General features: G+C 74.0%; 14 protein-coding genes and 1 pseudogene. 6 read left to right on the top strand and 9 right to left on the bottom strand.

The features are described 5' to 3' along the window. Positions 1 to 97: 97 nt before the first annotated feature. The 3 genes from P3T27_RS20270 (at position 98) to P3T27_RS20260 (ending at position 2287) form a co-directional block, all read left to right on the top strand. A complete protein-coding gene (locus P3T27_RS20270) occupies positions 98 to 586 on the top strand; it encodes a universal stress protein (RefSeq protein WP_280680491.1) in 489 nt (162 codons plus the stop codon). Between the two features lie 115 nt (positions 587 to 701). Beyond that, positions 702 to 989: a hypothetical protein gene (locus P3T27_RS20265; RefSeq protein ID WP_280680490.1), complete on the top strand. Its 288-nt coding sequence runs from the start codon at positions 702 to 704 to the stop codon at positions 987 to 989. Positions 990 to 1189: 200 nt separating this feature from the next. Further along, positions 1190 to 2287: a S1 family peptidase gene (locus tag P3T27_RS20260; protein WP_280680489.1), complete on the top strand. Its 1098-nt coding sequence runs from the start codon at positions 1190 to 1192 to the stop codon at positions 2285 to 2287. A 45-nt stretch (positions 2288 to 2332) separates the two neighbouring features. Here P3T27_RS20260 and P3T27_RS20255 read toward each other — a convergent pair whose 3' ends face one another. The 3 genes and pseudogenes from P3T27_RS20255 to P3T27_RS20245 form a co-directional block, all read right to left on the bottom strand. Then, complete coding sequence (locus P3T27_RS20255; protein WP_280680488.1) at positions 2333 to 3508, bottom strand: alpha/beta hydrolase-fold protein; 1176 nt, start codon at positions 3506 to 3508, stop codon at positions 2333 to 2335. Positions 3509 to 3592: 84 nt separating this feature from the next. Further along, positions 3593 to 4720 (bottom strand): molybdopterin cofactor-binding domain-containing protein, encoded by a 1128-nt coding sequence (locus P3T27_RS20250; RefSeq protein ID WP_348534116.1) that lies wholly within the window; start codon positions 4718 to 4720, stop codon positions 3593 to 3595. 65 nt (positions 4721 to 4785) lie between these two features. Then, positions 4786 to 5448: pseudogene (locus tag P3T27_RS20245) on the bottom strand (FAD binding domain-containing protein); the annotation flags it as partial. 533 nt (positions 5449 to 5981) lie between these two features. On the opposite strand from P3T27_RS20245, the gene P3T27_RS20240 reads away from it, so the two are divergent. Continuing rightward, a complete protein-coding gene (locus P3T27_RS20240) occupies positions 5982 to 6461 on the top strand; it encodes a hypothetical protein (RefSeq protein WP_280680486.1) in 480 nt (159 codons plus the stop codon). Positions 6462 to 6520: 59 nt separating this feature from the next. Here P3T27_RS20240 and P3T27_RS20235 read toward each other — a convergent pair whose 3' ends face one another. The 4 genes from P3T27_RS20235 to P3T27_RS20220 all read right to left on the bottom strand — a co-directional run bounded on the left by P3T27_RS20235 (position 6521) and on the right by P3T27_RS20220 (position 12039). After that, the gene (locus P3T27_RS20235) at positions 6521 to 8503 is read right to left on the bottom strand and encodes a putative Ig domain-containing protein (protein ID WP_280680485.1); all 1983 of its coding nucleotides are present in this window, start codon (positions 8501 to 8503) and stop codon (positions 6521 to 6523) included. Positions 8504 to 8885: 382 nt separating this feature from the next. Beyond that, on the bottom strand, positions 8886 to 9503 hold the full coding sequence (locus P3T27_RS20230; RefSeq protein ID WP_280680484.1) for a hypothetical protein: 618 nt from the start codon (positions 9501 to 9503) through the stop codon (positions 8886 to 8888). Positions 9504 to 9638: 135 nt separating this feature from the next. Next, complete coding sequence (locus P3T27_RS20225) at positions 9639 to 10109, bottom strand: hypothetical protein (protein ID WP_280680483.1); 471 nt, start codon at positions 10107 to 10109, stop codon at positions 9639 to 9641. A gap of 415 nt (positions 10110 to 10524) precedes the next feature. Continuing rightward, positions 10525 to 12039 carry a metallophosphoesterase family protein gene (locus P3T27_RS20220; protein WP_280680482.1) on the bottom strand — a complete coding sequence of 505 codons (1515 nt, stop codon included), beginning with the start codon at positions 12037 to 12039 and terminating at the stop codon, positions 10525 to 10527. 289 nt (positions 12040 to 12328) lie between these two features. Here P3T27_RS20220 and P3T27_RS20215 point away from each other — a divergent pair, with 289 nt between their 5' ends. Together P3T27_RS20215 and P3T27_RS20210 are read left to right on the top strand one after the other, a co-directional pair. After that, positions 12329 to 13396, top strand: a complete 1068-nt coding sequence (locus P3T27_RS20215; RefSeq protein WP_280680481.1) for an NAD-dependent epimerase/dehydratase family protein — start codon at positions 12329 to 12331, stop codon at positions 13394 to 13396. Between the two features lie 63 nt (positions 13397 to 13459). Further along, on the top strand, positions 13460 to 15031 hold the full coding sequence (locus P3T27_RS20210) for an AMP-binding protein (RefSeq protein ID WP_280680480.1): 1572 nt from the start codon (positions 13460 to 13462) through the stop codon (positions 15029 to 15031). A 68-nt stretch (positions 15032 to 15099) separates the two neighbouring features. Here P3T27_RS20210 and P3T27_RS20205 read toward each other — a convergent pair whose 3' ends face one another. Then, entirely contained in the window at positions 15100 to 16257 is a 1158-nt protein-coding gene (locus P3T27_RS20205; protein ID WP_280680479.1) for a HAMP domain-containing sensor histidine kinase, read from the bottom strand. Beyond that, positions 16254 to 17003 (bottom strand): response regulator transcription factor, encoded by a 750-nt coding sequence (locus P3T27_RS20200; protein WP_280680478.1) that lies wholly within the window; start codon positions 17001 to 17003, stop codon positions 16254 to 16256. Before P3T27_RS20200 ends, P3T27_RS20205 begins: the two co-directional genes overlap by 4 nt. Between the last annotated feature and the right edge of the window lie 134 nt (positions 17004 to 17137).

Here is a 17137-nt window from a genome sequence, read left to right as displayed (position 1 = left end):
GGTACGGACGAACCGGTTCCGGGGTTCACTGGAGTCATCCGAAGCCTGGGAGCACCGACCCGGCGAGACAGCACCGGAGAGACGGAGGCGAACCGCCATGACCGGGACCACCCGAGTGATCGTCGGCCTGAGCGGATCACTGAGCAGTCTGGCCGCCCTCTACCACGCCGTCGGCGAGGCGGCCCGCCACGAGGCCGTGCTGGTGCCCGTCGCCGCCTGGACCGCGAGCGAGCGGGACGGGCTGCGCCCGCTGTCCGAACTGGAGCACGCCGCCCGGCGGCGGCTGGACATCGCCTTCGAGCAGGCCTACGGCGGCTACCCGGCCGGCCTGGTCATCCACCCGCTGGTGGTCAACGCCGAGCCGGGGCCGGCCCTGGTCGGCGCCGTCACCGGGCCGGCGGACCTGCTGGTCCTCGGCGCCGCCACCCGCCGCCGCCTCGACCGGCTGCGGCACGGCTCGGTGGCCCGGCACTGCCGCCACCGCGCGGGCTGCCCGGTGGTCGAGGTGTCGCCCTCCGCCCTGCTGACCCGGCTCGAACTCCCCGCCCGCACCGGCGCCCCGCTGCCTCTGCTCGGGCGGGTCTGACCCGCCGCCCACCGACCCATAGCCCGCCCGCCGGCTCGGCGCGTCACCTCACCCACGCCGAGCCGGCGGGCGCCATCATGTCCGGAGCCGGCCCCAACTCGACCACCGTGTCCGCGTGTTCGCGTACCAGTGGCAGGTCGTGGCTGATCAGCGCCAAGGTCACCCCGTGCTCGGCGCGCAGCCGGCCCAGCAGGGGCTGGGCATCGCCGCCGGACTGCTGGGCGTCGCGGCCGTCCTGCTGCTGCGCCGCTCCGGCCGGGCCCTCACCTCCCGGGCCACCGACACCCAGGAGCCCGTCCCTGCGGTCCGGCTGGGCGCCATCATGTCCACCTGCATAGGCCACCACGGGCGTTCGGCCGTGCGTGGCCCGATTCGACGCCAACTCATTTCTACATTCCTGTAGTTCTGCGCCAATGCTCCGCATGGCTGCAGTCAGGGGAACAGGGTGGGGCCACCTTCTTGTAGCGGCCCTTCGCCGGCGGGACACTCGGCTCAGCCGGTTGACATGCACCCGGCCAGTGTTCGGCCGCCGACCCGCGCCCAGCGCGCGCCCCTTCCGGCGGCTCCTCCCTCAGGCCCCAATCCCCCACAGCAGGAGCCGAGTTGAAGACACGACGGATCACCCCGACCCCGACCCGCCGCACCGCACTCGCCGCCGCAGGCGTCACCGCCCTCACCGCCGCGCTGATCCTCCCGCAGGTCTCCGCGCAGGCCGCCCCGTCCGGGGCGGCCGTGCCGCGGACGTTCTCCACCACCTCCGCCGCCACGGCACGGCTCGCGAGCGACCTCACCGGGCAGCTCGGCGACAGCGCCGGCGCGGGCGCCTACGTCGACACCGACGGCAGGCTCGTCGTCAACGTCCTGGACGCGGTGGCCGGCGAGCGCGTCCGGCAGACGGGCGCGCAGCCGCGCACCGTCCGCCACTCGATGGCGGAACTGCTCGGCACGCAGCAGGAGTTGCAGCGCACCGCGACCATACCGGGCACCGCCTGGTCGATCGACCCGCGCACCGACCAGGTGGCGGTCACGGCGGACCCCACCGTGACCGGCGCGGACCTGGAGCGACTGACGGCGGCGGTCGCGGCCCTCGGTGACACCGCCCGGCTGAACCGGTCGGCCGACCGCTTCAAGCCCCTCATCGCGGGCGGCGACGCGATCTGGGCCAGCGGCGCCCGCTGCTCGCTCGGCTTCAACGTCGTCAAGAACGGCCAGCCGTACTTCCTGACCGCGGGCCACTGCGGCGTGGCCTTCCGCAGCTGGTCGGACTCCCAGGGCGGCGGCCAGATCGGCTCGGTGACCAGCGCCACCTTCCCCGGGAACGACTACGCGCTGGTCAAGTACACCAGCGCCGTCGGGCACCCGAGCTCCGTCGACCTGTACGACGGCACCACGCAGTCGATCAGCGGCGCCGCCCAGGCGTTCGTCGGCCAGTCGGTCCAGCGCAGCGGATCCACCACCGGCGTCTACGGCGGCACCGTGACCGGCCTGAACGCCACCGTGAACTACCAGGAGGGCTCGGTCCGCGGGCTGATCGACACCGACGTCTGCGCCGAGCCCGGCGACAGCGGCGGTGCGCTGTTCTCCGGTGACCAGGCCGTCGGCCTGACCTCGGGCGGCAGCGGCGACTGCACCAGCGGCGGGGAGACCTTCTTCCAGCCGGTCACCGCCGCGCTGAGCCACTTCGGCGCGACGATCGGCTAGGGCCCGGCTACGCGCAGACCGCCGATCCGGCCTGACCAGCAGCGGTCAGGCCGGATCGGCCAGGTGCGAGCTCAGCCAGCCGAGCGAGGGCGGGATCAGCCGGTTCCAGGTGGTGAAGTTGTGGCCGCCGGCATCGACGGTGGCCTGCGCGACGGTCAGCGGAGGGCGCGCGGCGGCGGCGAAGGCCTTCGAGTCGGCGTAGGTACTGCCGTCCTCCTTGCTGTCGGCGAGCAGCACCGCCACCGCGGGGGCGGGCAGGTGGGCGAGCCGCCAGTTGAGGTCCGCCTCGTCGCGGCGCTGCTGGCTGCCGCCGAAGAGGTCACCCGTGGTGATGTCCTCCGCCGCCTTGAAGTAGCCGGACAGTGACACCACCGCCGAGTAGACCTGCGGGTGCACCATGCCGAGCTTCAACGCGCAGTAGCCGCCGGTGGAGTCGCCGATCGCCCCGAGGCTGTTCGGCCCGGTCGAGACCCGGTACGAGGCCCGGATGTCCTGCGGCACATCGGTGGTGAAGTAGGTCTGCGCCTGCGGGCCGTTCGGGATGTCCTCGCACTCGCTGTCCCGGGGCATCGACGGGGAGGGCCGCATCAGCACCAGGACGGCCGGTTTCATCGTCCCGTTCCGGAGGAGATCGAGCTCGGTGGCCGGGTAGCGCAGCTTGGTGACCAGGTTCGTGGCGTCTCCGGGAAAGCCCGTCATGACGATGACGGCGGGGAAGCGCCGGCCCTCGAACCCCGGCTGGAAGTACTGCGGCGGCAGATAGACGTACCCGTCCGTGGACAGGCCGGTGCTCGGGCCGGGGATGCGGACCCGGTCGATCCGGCCGATCCGGGCCGGGTCGCGGCTCTCCGACCCCGTGCCGGTGACCTCGGCCGTCCCGAGCACCTGCACGCCGGGCGCCGGTCCGCCCGGGGTGCCGGAAGCGCCCGGGGTACCGGTGGCGCCCACGCCCGGCGTGGCCGGACCGCCCTGGATCACGGCCCTGCCGTGGTTGTGGCCCAGCAGGTCCGCCCAGCTGCTGTAGAACACGAAGTAGTCGTTGACGGCGAGCCCGAGGGTGGCCAGCAGGGCGAGCTGGGTGAGGGCGATGGTGCCGAGCCGCAGGAACATCGCGGGCCAGCTGCGGACGGCCAGCCGGGGCCAGACCCAGAGTGTGCCGAGCACCGTGAACACCGCGAGCAGCCCCACGAGCGCCAACAGCTTGTGACTGGTGAGTCCCATCCGTCCCGGCCTCCCCTACCACTGTGGACCACCGGCCGGGGCCGGCGCGCCCCGTACCCAGGGTAGCCATCCACGGGCGGAGCGTCATTCCCGCCGGTCGGCGAGGGCCTGCCAGACCTGGTCGCGCAGGAACGGCGGGTCGGTGAAGCGGATGCCGGTGGCGTCGCGCAGGGCGTTGGCGAAGGCGGGGGCGACCGGGTTGAACGGGCTCTCGCTCATCGACTTGGCGCCGAGCGGGCCGATCGCGTCCGAGGTGGTCGAGAAGTGCACCTCGGTGCGCGGGACGTCGGCGTACGCGGGGAGGCGGTAGCGGCGGAACGCGGCCGTGGTGACCTCGCCCCGGTCGTCCAGCAGCACCCGTTCGAACAGCGTCGCGCCGAGCGCCTGGGCGACGCCGCCCTCGACCTGCCCGCGGCACTGCATCGGGTTCATCACCCGCCCGGCGTCCGCGCCGTGCACGCTGCGCAGGATCCGGATCTCCCCGGTGTCCGGGTCGACGGCGAGGCGGAACCACTGCGAGTTGAACGCCACCGAGCGCGGCGAGCCGCCCCAGTGCCCGGTGCCCGCGAGGTCGACGCCGCGTTCGCGCGCCGCCGCGTACAGCTCCTTCAGCGGGACGCTCCGCCCGTCGCAGTCGACGGCCTCGGCGCCGAGCCGGACCAGGCTGCGCGGGGCCCGCGCGTACTCGGCGGCGAAGGCGGTCAGCCGCTCGGCGAGCGCGTTCGCGGCCCGCATCACCGCCTTGCCCGAGACCACCGTGCCCGCCGAGCCGAAGGCGCCGGTGTCGTGCCGGACCACGTCGGTGTCGGACTGGCGGATCGCGATCCGGTCGACGGTCGTGCCGAGTGCGCCCGCGGTGATCTGCTGGTGCACGGTGGTCGTCCCGTTGCCGAACTCGGCCGTGCCGACGGCGACGTCGTAGCCGCCGTCCTCCAGCAGGGCGACGGTGACGTCGGCGAAGTGCCCGCCCGGCGGGCCGGTGGCGATCATCGCCATCGCGAAGCCCTGCCCGACCAGCCAGCCCGCGGGGGCGTCCGCCGCGCTGCGGTCGTTCGCGAGCGCGTCGCGGACCACCTGGAGGCACTGGTCGAGGCCGTAGCTGGCGATCTGCAGGTCCTCCTCCTCGCCACCGGGGCTGAGCATGTGCTCGCCGGGGCCGATGACGTTGCGCTCCCGGAACTCCAGCGGGTCGATCCCCAGCCGGCGGGCCAGTTCGTCCATCGCCGACTCCACCGCGAAGGTGACCTGCCCGAGCCCGTAGCCCCGAAAGGCCCCGGCGGGAACCAGAACCGGATCGGGCGGACGGTGGCGGCGGTGACGGTGATGGTCAGCGAGCCGTCCACCGGGTCGAGGGTGCCGATCAGCAGGGCGCCGGAGCGGCCCAGCCCGTACAGCGAGGCCTGGCGGAACGCCGTCCGGGCCGCCAGGGCGCGGGCCGGCAGGGTGATCGAGCGCAGCAGTTCGCCCGGCCGCAGGTCCTTGACGCCGGCGCCGGCGACGAACTCGACGACCGGGACCCGGCGTTGCTCCCCCGACGGGGCGCGCAACAGGCAGACGCCGTCCAGGGCGGCGGTCAGCGAGATCATCGGACCGGCGGGCAGGCCGTTGCAGAGGTTGCCGCCCACGGTGGCCATGTTCCAGATCTTCCAGGACGCGAGGAACGCCCGGCAGCACTGCTCGAACAGCGCCGCCGCCGCCCAGGCGGCGGGCTTGGGGAAGCGCGAGAGCTGGGCGACCGTACAGGTCGCGGCGATCTCCAGGTCTCCGTCGGGGGTCGGGGTCAGCGGTTCCCAGCCCATCCGGCCGAGGTCGATCAGTCGGCGGATGTGCGGCTGCGGCTCGGAGAACAGGTACGTGCCACCGCCGAGCCAGGCGTCCCCGGGCCGCCAGGTGCCGCCCCGGCGGGCGTCGCGCATCTCGGCCACCGTGTTCAGATCCATGTCGCTCCATCGCCCGGCCGGAATCGTTCCTTCGGTACGGCGATTGAAGCCGCGGCGGCGGGCCGGGCGCGAGTGGGTCCGCACACCAGGCGCGCCCGCCCCGACCTGGTCGATCGTCCAGCGGCGGGGCCGGCTCCCTCACCTGGTGCCCGCGTCCTGCCCGCGCGTGTCCGCGTCTGGCCCGCGTCTCGCCCGCGCCTGTCCGCGCCAACTTCGACAAGCGTGTCGAAGTTGCCTTAGGGGCCGGGCTATGCTGTCCCGAGATCCGAGGACGAGCCCCCCCTTGCCCCGTCGACGAACGCACCGGCACGGTGCGCCCGACCGGAAGGAGGCGAGACAGATGGACAGCAGCAGTCCGGGCCGCACCCTCCCCCACCTCCGCTCCCGCATGCCCCGGTCCGCCTCCGGCAGACGGTGAACACACCCGTCACTCAGGCTTTCTGACGCCACGTCAGTCCCGTCGGCCCTGCCGCCACCGCCGTCCGCGTCCCCTTCACCCACCCCGGCGCCCCCCGCCGAGGAAGAGGTACCCCATGACGACGTCCCGGCCCTACCCGCGCCCCGCCGAGGCCGCGGTGCTGCTCACCGTCCTCGCCCTCCTCGTCGCCGAGGAGCTCGCCCTCGGCCTGGCCGAGGAGGAGGACCGCCCGGTCATCAACGCCGTCCTGATCGGGGCCTCCGGCTCCGGCCTGCTGGCGGTCGGCGCGGTCCTCCTCGGCCGCTGGCTCGACACCCGCCGCCCGCTCCCGTTACCCCCGCCCGGCCCCAACGGCCGCGAGTACAGCGCCCGCGCCCTGGCGGACTTCCCGATGGACGCCGTCCGCCCACTCCTCCTCGCCCACCAGGCACCGCAGTTGGGCCAGCTGTACTCCGCCTGGATGCTCGCCCGGGCCGGCCGCCCGGCCCCGTGGATCGCCCGCCGACTCGCCATCCCCCTGGACGCCGCCCACCTCCTCGTCGACGCCGCCCGCGCACGCGCCGCCACCCGACCGGGCCACCAGGCCGGCGGCTGACCCGGCGCCGGCCCCGGCACCGCGCGCTGCGGTGCCGGGGCCGGTGATCGTGCGGATGGTCAGCTCTCGCGGGCCGAGGCGTCGTCGATCAGGAACGCGGTGGTCGGGGTCGTACCGGCCTCGTGGGAGACGAGCTTGAGGCCGATGGTGGTGCCCCAGCCGACCTGCCCGATGACCGGGCTGAGGTCCACCGACTGGTACTGGTAGCCGCTGGTCGGGTTCTGACTGGTCCAGGTCTTCACCGTGCCGATCGGCTGCCCGGTGTACTGGTTGATCGCCACCAGCGACAGCGTGTCGGGCGCGGTGGCGGAGGTGTTGGTCGACTCGACGTCCAGCCAGAAGGAGAAGCTCGCCGACCCGTAGCCCGGGTAGGTGTTCAGGTAGGTGGTGACGGAGTCGTCCGTCCCGGCGTCCTGGCCGAGCCAGGCGTACCAGGTGCCCGAGTGCGCCGCGTGCAGGCTCGACGGGGTGACGATGTTGTACCCCGACGGGCTCCAGGAGTCCGTCATCACCGTGTGGTTGACGTTCGCCGAACCGTTCTCGAAGCCGGGGTTCGTGAGCTGCTCGATCGCACCGCAGCCCGGCTGACCGGTGGCGCCGACGTTCTCCCAGAAGCCGGTGGAGGCGGTCTTGCCCGCGCCGTCCGTCGCCGTCACGGTGATCCGCTGGTAGCCGTTGGTCGCGGCGGCGGCGCCGGAGATCACCCCGCTGTGCGCGTCGATGGACAGGCCCTGCGGCAGCCCGTTGGCGCTGTAGGTGAGGGCCGAACCGCTGCTGGACACGCCGACCGCCGGGATCGACATCGGCCGCGCGGCCGGGTCCACCCGGTCGCACATCGTGCTCAGGGAGACCGGCGGACTGGCCACCACCGGGTCGGAACCCACGCACAGGTGGTCGGCGTTGGACCACAGGGTCTGCAACGGGAAACTGCCCGTCGACAGGTTCTCGAAGAACAGCCCGCCGTTGGCGCCGTACGGGATCCAGGCGCACTTGTCGCCGATCTCCTGACCGGTGGCGTCGGTCCAACCGCCCGGGGTGTTCGGGTCGGTCACCGTCTCCGCGTACTCGTGGCCGCCGATGATCCCGTAGCCGTCCAGCCGGCCGCGCGGGGTGTTCTCATGGAACCAGTTGGTGCCGCAGCCGGCCACGTCCGTCAGGTACGGCATGTTGGTGTAGGCGAGTTGGCCGTACGGCGAGCGCTGGAAGTCGTGCCAGGCGCAGTAGCCCAGTTCCTTCCACTTGTCCGGATCGGTGCCCTGCGGCGAGTCGATGACGTACTGGACGTTGCGGTTCTGCGCCTCGGTCAGGTTGCCGAAGTGCTTGGCGGCGGCCAGCGCCTCGGCCCCGATCTGCGGCTCGGTCGCGGCCTGCGGCGCGGGGGCGGCGTTGTCCACCCAGACACCCGCGAGCACGCTCCCCGCCTGCGGGTAAGGGATGTGCGCGGACCCGGCCGGGCACTGGATGCCGCCGGCGGCGATGCCCTCGCAGTACTGGGTCAGGACGGCACTCCAGTTGTCGCCGGCGCTGCCGAGAGCCTTGAAGAAGTCCTGCTGGTACGGGGCGGCCTGGTCCGGGTCGCCGGACGCCACGATGTCGCCGGTCGAGTTCGTCGAGGGGGTGCCCCACTGGGAGCCCCACAGGACCAGGTAGACCTTGGGCGCGCCGATCACCACGCCGGTCGACTCCTGGCCGCCCTTGTAGGTGACCTGGAGGTCGTACTCGTTGGCGACCGAGCCGTCGCCGTCCTTGCCGGTGCCCGGGTCGGCACCGTCCACCAGCTGGGGGGTCTTCCCGGCGCCGGCGTTCGCGCTGGCGGCCGGCCCCGTCCTGGCGGCCTTGGCCCGGTGCGGGCCGGACTTCTGCGGGGTGGTGACGGTCTTCGGGGTGCCCGGCTGGACGGCCACGGTGGCGGTCTCCGGCGCATGGGGGTCGGCCACGGCGGACAGCGGGCTGCTGAGCGCGGCGCCGGCCAGGGCGGCGGCGAGCGCCACCAGGGCGGTCCGTCGGCCGCGTTGGAACAGGCGGGATCGGAATCTGATCACGGGTCGGGTTCCGTCTCTCGTGACGTGGGGGGGAGGGGATGCGCGTTGCGGCACGCGCACGGAGCTGACTGATCGTCAACAGGACTGCGGCGGGAGGACGGGGAACCGGTTCTCACCCCGGACCGCTGTGCAATGCGCCATATGATATTTCACCGACCGTCGCGCACAAGGCCCCCTGCGCGACGCGCGACAGCGCCACCCGCCCGCCGACACGCCGCGCGGCCACACCCCGGCACGCCACCGCGCCCACCCCCACCCGGCCCGATCGCCCCCGAACCGGCGCGGCCACCGCCGGCCCGCCAACTCCACGACCGGGCGGGGATTTTAACGGCTCCTTACCCGCTTCAACCCCGCCTTGGGACTCCGGCCGCCGAGGGCGCCGTCAAACTCTCCGGCCGGCGCCCGCCTGCGCCAGCAGGAACGGCACCAGGCCGCGCTCCGCCAGCGCCGACCGCCAGGCGTCCCGCGCCAGCCCCAACTCCCCCACGACGGCCTCCCCGCCGGCCTCCGCGGACCGCGACCGAGACGCCGCCCCGAGCAGCCCCAGCCCGCCCACCAGCAGACTCACCGCCGCCACCCCGGCCGCCACCCACCCGGCGCCGACCAGCGCGTGCCCCAGCACGTCCACGTCCTCCGCCAGCCCCAGCACGTACCCCAGCAGCAGGAAGATCGCGGCCGCCGCCCCGGCGACGATCGGCACGATCACCCCCACCACGCCCCACCAGCCCGACACCCGCTCCCGCCCCGGCTCGTCCACCGGCAACCGCGCCACCGCATCCTGATCCGCCCGCACGGCCACGTACCGCTCGTACTCCGGCGCGGCCGCCGCCAGCACGAACTCCGCGTTCTCCCGCGCGCACCGCCGCAACCGCTCCACCCCCCGCCCCTCGTCCCCCGCCGCCCGCAACGCCGCCAGTACCCGCGGCCCGGCCAGCGCCCTACCCAACTCCGTCTCGAAGTCGGCCCGATCCTGCTGCGGCAGTCGAAGCGGCCTGTCCATGAGATGCCCCCGTTCACTCTTCACCCAGTTCTACAGAACTGTAGAACATGAGAGCGCACAGGAGCAGCCCCGTTCACCTGTGGGATCGGGAGGTCAGGGGGGTGACCCGGGCCACGGCCCGGGCCGGCGGGGGCGTCAGGAGACGGTGAGCGGTACCCGCCGGGCGTCCGACGAGGCGGGCGGGGTGGCGCCGAGGTTGGCGACCGTGGCGATCAGCACGGCGTCGGCGCCCGGGATCCAGTTGACCGTCTTGGACTGGACGACGAGTTGGCGCTCCTGCTGCGCGCCGTCGCAGATCACGTCCGCCTCGGCCGTCCGGCTGGAACCGAAGGCGACGCTGGAGGAGTCCTCCGGGTCCCGCTGCTCCACCGAGACGGTGAGCGACCGGGACTCGTCGGCGACCCCGCAGAGGTAGCCGACGTTCACCCGGACCCGGCCGGGGAGCTTCGGGTCGATCCGGACCTCACCGAGGGCGATGGCCGTGACGGGCGCCGAGGCCGTTTCCGGGGCCGGGCCGGGATCCGGTCCGGGATCGGCGGCCAGGGCGGGCGCCGTGAGGCCGCTGAGGGCCGAGGTGAGAGCCGTCGCTATGATCCACCGCTGCACTGCCGACCTCCCGGGGCTGCGGACGTGTTGCGGCCGACGCTAACCGCCCCGCCGGTGGCCCGCGCGCCGAGCGGTCCACCCGTCGCACGGACAGCCCAGCCCGGCGCCGACCCGGCGTCGCCAACGGCTCGACCCCCGGACAGCCCCGCGGCCGCCTCGCCGGTCCGGACGAGGGCCGCCTCGACAATCGGCCGGTCTGGCTCCAGGAGATCGCGCCGGCGGAAGCGCCCCGCATGATCGAGCGATCAGTGTGGCCCTCCGTCGACGCTCGCACGGTCGGCGGGGCGCCTGACCGAGGAGGCGACCACCGTCCTGCACCACCACCTCGGCCGACTCCTCCCCCACCGCGCCTGAGCGCGCCCGCACGTGCAGGGGCCCGCCGCGCAACCGGCGCGGCGGGCCCCGAAAGAGCGGATTACCGGCGGCCGGCCGCCACCTCGGCATCCTCGTTCTCGTTCTCGCCCTGGTCGTCGCCCCAGCCGTCGCTGCGGTCGCGGTAGAGGGTGAAGCGGTCGTACAGCACCGGGGTCGGGACGGGGTTGGCGGCGGTCGCGGAGGGCGAGTGGTAGTAGCTGACCGTGATGGTGGTGCGGCCGCCGGGGACGTGGCCCGGGTCGACGTCGAAGACCGCGACGCCGTACGGGAAGTCGGTGTCGGGGTCGGTGACCGCGGACCAGTGGGCCTTCTCCTTGGCGTCCGGGTCGGCTTTGAAGGTGAGCCGCTGGGTGCGGACGGAGGCCTGGCGGACGCCGTCCGCGTCGGCGGGCAGGTAGACGTCGTCGTGCCCGGCGGTGCCGCCGCCACCGAGGATCAGGTGGACGGTGCCCTGCGAGGTGTCGATCTGCCGCAGGTCGTCGTCGGCGACGGCCGGGGTGAGCAGCCCGCCCGGTTCGGTGCCGCGGACGGGGTGGGTGCGCTCGTAGTCGTGGTCGTGGCCGGCCAGGACGAGGTCCACGGAGTAGCGGTCGAGCAGCGGCAGCAGCTTCTCCCGGATGCCCATGTCACCGCCGTGACTGGCGGCGGAGGAGGACATCGCGAACTGGTGCAGGTTGACGACGATCCAATCGACTTCGCCGCCGCGCCGGGCACGCGACAGGGTGCGTTCCAGCCAGCGGAGTTGGGCGCCCTCGCTGTAGTCGCTGAGGTAGATCGACCGGCCGGTGGCCGGGTCGAGGCTGGCGTCGTCCTCGACCGCGATCTCGTTGCCGTCCAGGCTCACGAAGAGCACCGAACCGACCTGGAAGCCGTACCAGTTGCCGCAGTAGTCGCGCGTCCCGTTGTCGGGCAGCTCGAAGCGGGTCAGGTAGGAGGCGTACCCGAGGTCCCCGCCGCCGGCCTCGACCTCGTGGTTGCCGGGCGCGGGCATCCACGGGCGGTGGGCGGCCGACGTGGCGAGGTTGTTCATGAAGGCGTTCCAACACTGCGGCTGGCGCTGCGGGTTGTTGTTGGCGTACGCGAGGTCGCCGTTGAGCAGGTGGAACAGCGGAGCGAACTGCTCCACCTGGCGGACGGCGGCGGCACCGTGGATCGAGGACTTGCTGAACACGTTGTCGCCGGTGCCCAGGTCGCCGAAGCTGGTGAAACGGAACGCGGCCCGGCCGCGCGGGGGCGCGGTGCGGAAGGTGCCGCGCACCGCGTCGGCGCCGTCGTGCAGCACCTCGTACACGTACGTGGTGTCCGGCCGCAGGCCGTCCAGGCGGACGTGGTGGGTGTACGTCTCGACCTTGTTGAGCCCGTCGACGTAGCTGCGGGTCGCGGCGTCCACGGTGTGCCCGGCGCCACCGCGCGGGGTGCCGACCCGGACCCGGGGACGGCGCACACTGCCCGCCGTCGCCCAGGAGACCGTCATCTCCCGGGACGGCTCGTTGCCCCACTGCAGGTGGATCTGCTCCGGGCCGGGGGTGCCGGCCAGCGCCGGCTGCGTCCACAACAGGGTGGACCCGGGCAGCGCGGCGAGCGCACCGGCCGCCGTACCCGTCCGAAGGACCGTTCTACGCGAGGGATGTGACACTGCCGCCTCCTGGGCTCCGAGAAACGCCCTGGAGAGTGCCAGTCGCACCGGGCGGCCGGGCCACCGGCGAAGGTGTGTTCGGCGAACGGAAGTTGAACGCTGTCCCGGCTTGGGCGAGGCGATCGTACTGGCCCGGACGGATTACCGAACCCTGACGCTCCGCCCACCTGCACCCGTACCGGGCCCGGGCGCGGCTAGCGTCGGCGGCATGGAGATTCTGGTCACCGGCGGCGCCGGGTTCATCGGGTCGGCCGTGGTCCGCGCGCTGGTCGCGGCCGGGCACGGGGTTCGAGTGCTGGACGCGCTGCTGCCCGCCGTCCACCCCTCCGGGCGGGCGCCCGACCTGCCCGCCGGCGTCGCCTTCCGGCACGGGGACGTCCGCGACGCCGAGGCCGTACGGCGGGCGCTCGCCGGGGTGGACGCGGTCTGCCACCAGGCGGCGATGGTCGGCCTCGGGCTCGACCTGGACGACGCCCCCGCCTACGCCGGCTGCAACGACCTCGGCACCGCCGTCCTGCTCGCCGCCATGGCCCGCACCGGCGTCCGCCGACTCGCCCTGGCCGGCTCGATGGTGGTGTACGGGGAGGGCCGCTACCGCTGCCCGGCGCACGGCGACGTCGCCCCGGGCCCGCGCCGCCCGGCCGACCTGGACGCCGGCCGTTTCGAGCCACCCTGCCCGGTGTGCGGCCACGCCCTGAGCCCCCACCTGGTCACCGAGGACGCCCCGGCCGATCCGCGCAACGTGTACGCGGCCACCAAACTCGCCCAGGAGCACCTGGCGTCCGCCTGGGCCCGCGCCTGCCAGGGCACCGTCCTGACGCTCCGCTATCACAACGTGTACGGCCCGGGCATGCCGCGCGACACCCCGTACGCGGGGGTCGCCTCGCTGTTCCGCTCGGCGCTGGCCCGGGGCGAGGCCCCCCGGGTGTTCGAGGACGGCGGCCAGCGCCGCGACTTCGTCCACGTCGAGGACGTCGCCGCCGCCAACCTGGCCGCCCTGACCGCCCTCGACGCCTGCCCGCCGGGCGGCTCCCGCACCTACAACGTGGGCAGCGGCGAGGTCCGGACGGTCGGCGAGATGGCCGAGGCGCTGGCGGCGGCGTACGGCGGCCCGGCGCCGCTGGTGACCGGCGAGTACCGCCTGGGCGACGTCCGGCACGTCACCGCCGACTCCTCCCGGCTGCGCGTCGAACTCGGCTGGCGCCCGCGGGTGCCGTTCCACACCGGGATGGCCGAGTTCGCCGCCGTTCCGATGCGGGTCGGGCACCACGACTGACGCTCCGTCCGATCTGGCCGGAACTCCCCGGTGGAGAGCGGAGGATGGGGTTAGCCTGTCGATATGGTTGCAGACTACAAGGAAGAAGTGGCCGTGAACGACCAGGAATTCGTCAGCACACCCGCCCTGATCCTCCGGTCCCTCTCCGCCGACCCCGGCCGACCGGCCGTCATCACCCCCGACGGCGTCGAGATCACCGCCGGCGACTTCGCCGCCGCGAGCTACCGTCTCGCCCACGAGCTCATCGCCCGGGGCGTCACCCGCGGGGACACCGTCACCCTGCTCACCGGCAACACCGCCGAGGCGCTGAGCGCCCGCTACGCGGCGGGCCTCGCAGGTGCGCGGGTGGTCAACCTGTACGAGGGCATGAGCACCCCGGTCCTGGCCGAGATCGTGGCGAGCGTCGACACCACCGTTCTCCTCGTGGACGCCGAACGGTTCGCCGGAGCCGCCGAGTTGCTGCCCCTGATCGACGTGCCGACGGTCCTCCGCCTCGGCCCCGGCCCGGCGGCCGTCGGCGAGGACGTGATCGCCGCCGCCGCGCACCGCCCCGCCGAACCGCCCGCCGTCCGGATCGGCCCGGACGACGACCTCGGCATCCGCCACACCGGCGGCACCACCGGAATCCCGAAGGGCATCGTCAGCCGGCACGGCACCTACCGCGGCGTCTTCGACGTCCCGTTCGGCCGCGGCGGCAGCACCGACGAGCCGCCCCGCTTCCTCGCCGCCACCTCGCTCGCCCACCTCGCCGGGATCTTCTCCGACCTGACGCTCCACCACGGCGGCACGGTGGTCCTCCAGCGCACCTTCGACCCCGGCGAGGTCCTGGCCGCCGTCGAGCGCGAGCGGATCACCGCCCTCTGGGTACTGCCACCGCTGCTCTACCAGCTGCTCGACCACCCGGCGATCGGCCGCACCGACCTGTCCAGCCTGCGGCAGATCTGGTACGGGGGCTGCGCCGCCTCGCCGACCCGGATCCGGGAGGCGCTCAAGGTGTTCGGGCCGGTCCTGGTGGGCGTCTACGGGATGTCCGAGGCCCAGCTCATCTCCCTCCTCAGCCCGGAGGAGCACGACCGGATCGCCCAGGGCGGCCAGGTCCCGGTCGGCCGCCCCTTCCCGGGTGTCGAGGTGGAGATCCGCGCCGAGGACGGCACCGCGCTGCCCGCCGGAGAACAGGGCGCGGTCCACATCCGCTCGGCCGGCCTCATGGCCGGCTACTGGAAGCGGCCCGACCTGACCGCCGAGGTGCTGCGCGACGGCTGGCTGCACACCGGCGACGTCGGCCACCTCGACGCGGACGGCTACCTCTACCTGTCCGACCGGGTCAAGGACCTGATCATCGTGGTCGGCGGGCACGTCTACCCCTCCGAGGTGGAGGACCTGCTTTTCACCCACCCGGCGATCGCCCGCTGCGCGGTCTTCGGCGTCCGCGACGCGCAGGAGGCGGAGCACGTCCACGTCGCCGTCGTTCCCGCTCCGGGGCAGCAGCCCGAGCTGGCGGACATCCAGGCGTTCGTCACGGCCCGCAAGGGGCGGATCTACGCACCGGAGGCCCTGCACCTGGTGGCCGAGATCCCGCTGACGTCGGTCGGCAAGCCGGACAAGAAGCGGCTGCGCGCGGCCGTGGCCGAGTAGGCCGGACACACCGCACCCAGAGGCCACCCACCCGCCGGCCGCATCCCCGACCCCACGGGACAGAACACCTAGCGGGCCTCGGCCCGAGGCGCCGGCAGGGTGATCTCGAAGCAGCAGCCCCCGTCGACGTTGTGCACCCGGGCCCGCCCGGCGTGCGCCTCGACGATGCCGCGCACGATGGCCAGCCCGAGCCCGGCGCCGTTCTCCCCCGGCTCGCCGGCCGCCCGGCCGTCGTCGCGGCGCGGGGTGCGGGCGGAGCCGCCGCGCCAGCCGGTCTCGAACACCCGGGGCAGGTCCTGGTCCGGAATGCCGCCGCAGCCGTCGGTCACCGACAGCACCACCTCGTCCGCCTCCCGCCGGGCGGCCACCGCCACCACGCCGTCCTCGGGGGTCGAGCGGATCGCGTTGACCAGCAGGTTGCCGAGCACCCGGGTGATCTCCTGGCTGTCCACTTCCACCGGCTCCGCCGCCACCTGCCGCCCCTCCAGCCGGACGCCACGCCGCCTGGCCAGCGGGTACGCCCCGGCCAACGCGTCATCCACCAGGTCGTACACCGACACCCGGGTGAGCGAGAGGGAGAGCGCCCCGGCCTGGATCCGGGAGAGCTCGAACAGGTCGTCCACCATCCCGGTCAGCCGCTCGACCTCGGCGCGGATCCGCACCAGGTAGCGCTCGGGCTCCTCGGCGACTCCGTCCTCCAGCGCCTCGGCCATCGCCCGTAGACCGGCCAACGGGGTGCGCAGGTCGTGCGAGATCCACGCGATCAGCTCCCGGCGGGAGTGTTCCAGGGCCTGCTCACGCGCCCGGGACTCCGCCAGCCTGGCGCTGGTGGCGGCCAACTCCTCGCTCAGCGACGCCAGTTCGGCGCCGAGCGGGTGGACCGGCGCGGTGAACCCGGCGTCGCTGCCGACCGTCCGGGCCGCCTCGGCCAGCGCCCGGCTGCCGGCCACCACCTGGCGGCCGAGCAGCGCGGCGGTGACCAGCGAGACGACCGCGGCCATGCCGAGCACCGTGATGACCACACCGAGGTCGTGGGTGGACAGGAACATCGCCTGCGCCACCGCGAACGTCCCGGAGGTCACCGCGAGGACGGTCACGGCCGCCACGCAGAACAGCGACAGGGCGACCGAACGGCGGCGCAGCAGCCGGATCGCCGCCCAGCCGAGCAGGCCCGCCCCGCCCGCGCCGAGGGCGGCGAACAGGGCGATCAGCAACAGGTCCTTCACGCCGCACCGCCCTGCGGGCGGGTCGGGTCGTAGCGGTAGCCGACGCCCCAGACGGTGCTGATCAGGGCGGGCGCGGCCGGGTCGTCCTCGATCTTCTCGCGCAGCCGCCGCACGTGGACGGTGACGGTGGAGAGGTCACCGAAGTCCCAGCCCCAGACCCGCTGCATCAGGTCCTGCCGGGAGAACACCGTGCCGGGATGCCGGAGCAGGAATGCCAACAGGTCGAATTCCCTGAGGGTGAGGGCGAGTTCACGCCCACCCCGGTGGGCCCGGCGGGCCTTCGGGTCGAGCGTGACGTCCCCCGAGCGCAACGCCCCGCCCGCCGCCGTGCCGTCCGCCGCGCCGCCCGCCATCATGGCCGCCCCGGCCCGGGCGCGGCGCAGCACCGACTGCACCCGCAGCACCAGCTCGCGCGGGCTGAACGGCTTGGTGACGTAGTCGTCCGCACCCAGCTCCAGGCCGAGGATCCGGTCCGCCTCGTCGCCCTTGGCGGTGAGCAGCACCACCGGCAGCGCGGCGCCCTCGGCGGAGGCCCGCAGCCGGCGCAGCACCTCCAGGCCGTCCAGTCCGGGCAGCATGAGGTCCAGGACCAGCAGGTCGGGGCGGGTGCGCTCGGCGAGGTCGAGTCCGCGCGCGCCGTCGGCGGCCCGGTCCACGTGGTACCCGGCGCGGGCGAGGTAGCCGGCGACGACCTCGGAGACGGTCGGGTCGTCGTCGACCACCAGGATGTGCGGGGTGTCGTTCACCTCGCCGAGGATAGGAGGTCGCGGCGGCGGGTGCGGACCGGACGGGCGCGCGTTCGAGTTCCGTAACATCCGCCGGGCCCGCTCCGCCGGGCCCGCTCCGACAGACCGTGATCCGCCGGACGGGTCAGCCGCCG

Source organism: Kitasatospora sp. MAA19 (genome assembly GCF_029894125.1).
Lineage (GTDB): Bacteria > Actinomycetota > Actinomycetes > Streptomycetales > Streptomycetaceae > Kitasatospora.
The sequence above is the reverse complement of the archived record's forward strand: the minus strand, read 5'-3'. Positions and strand labels throughout refer to the sequence as shown.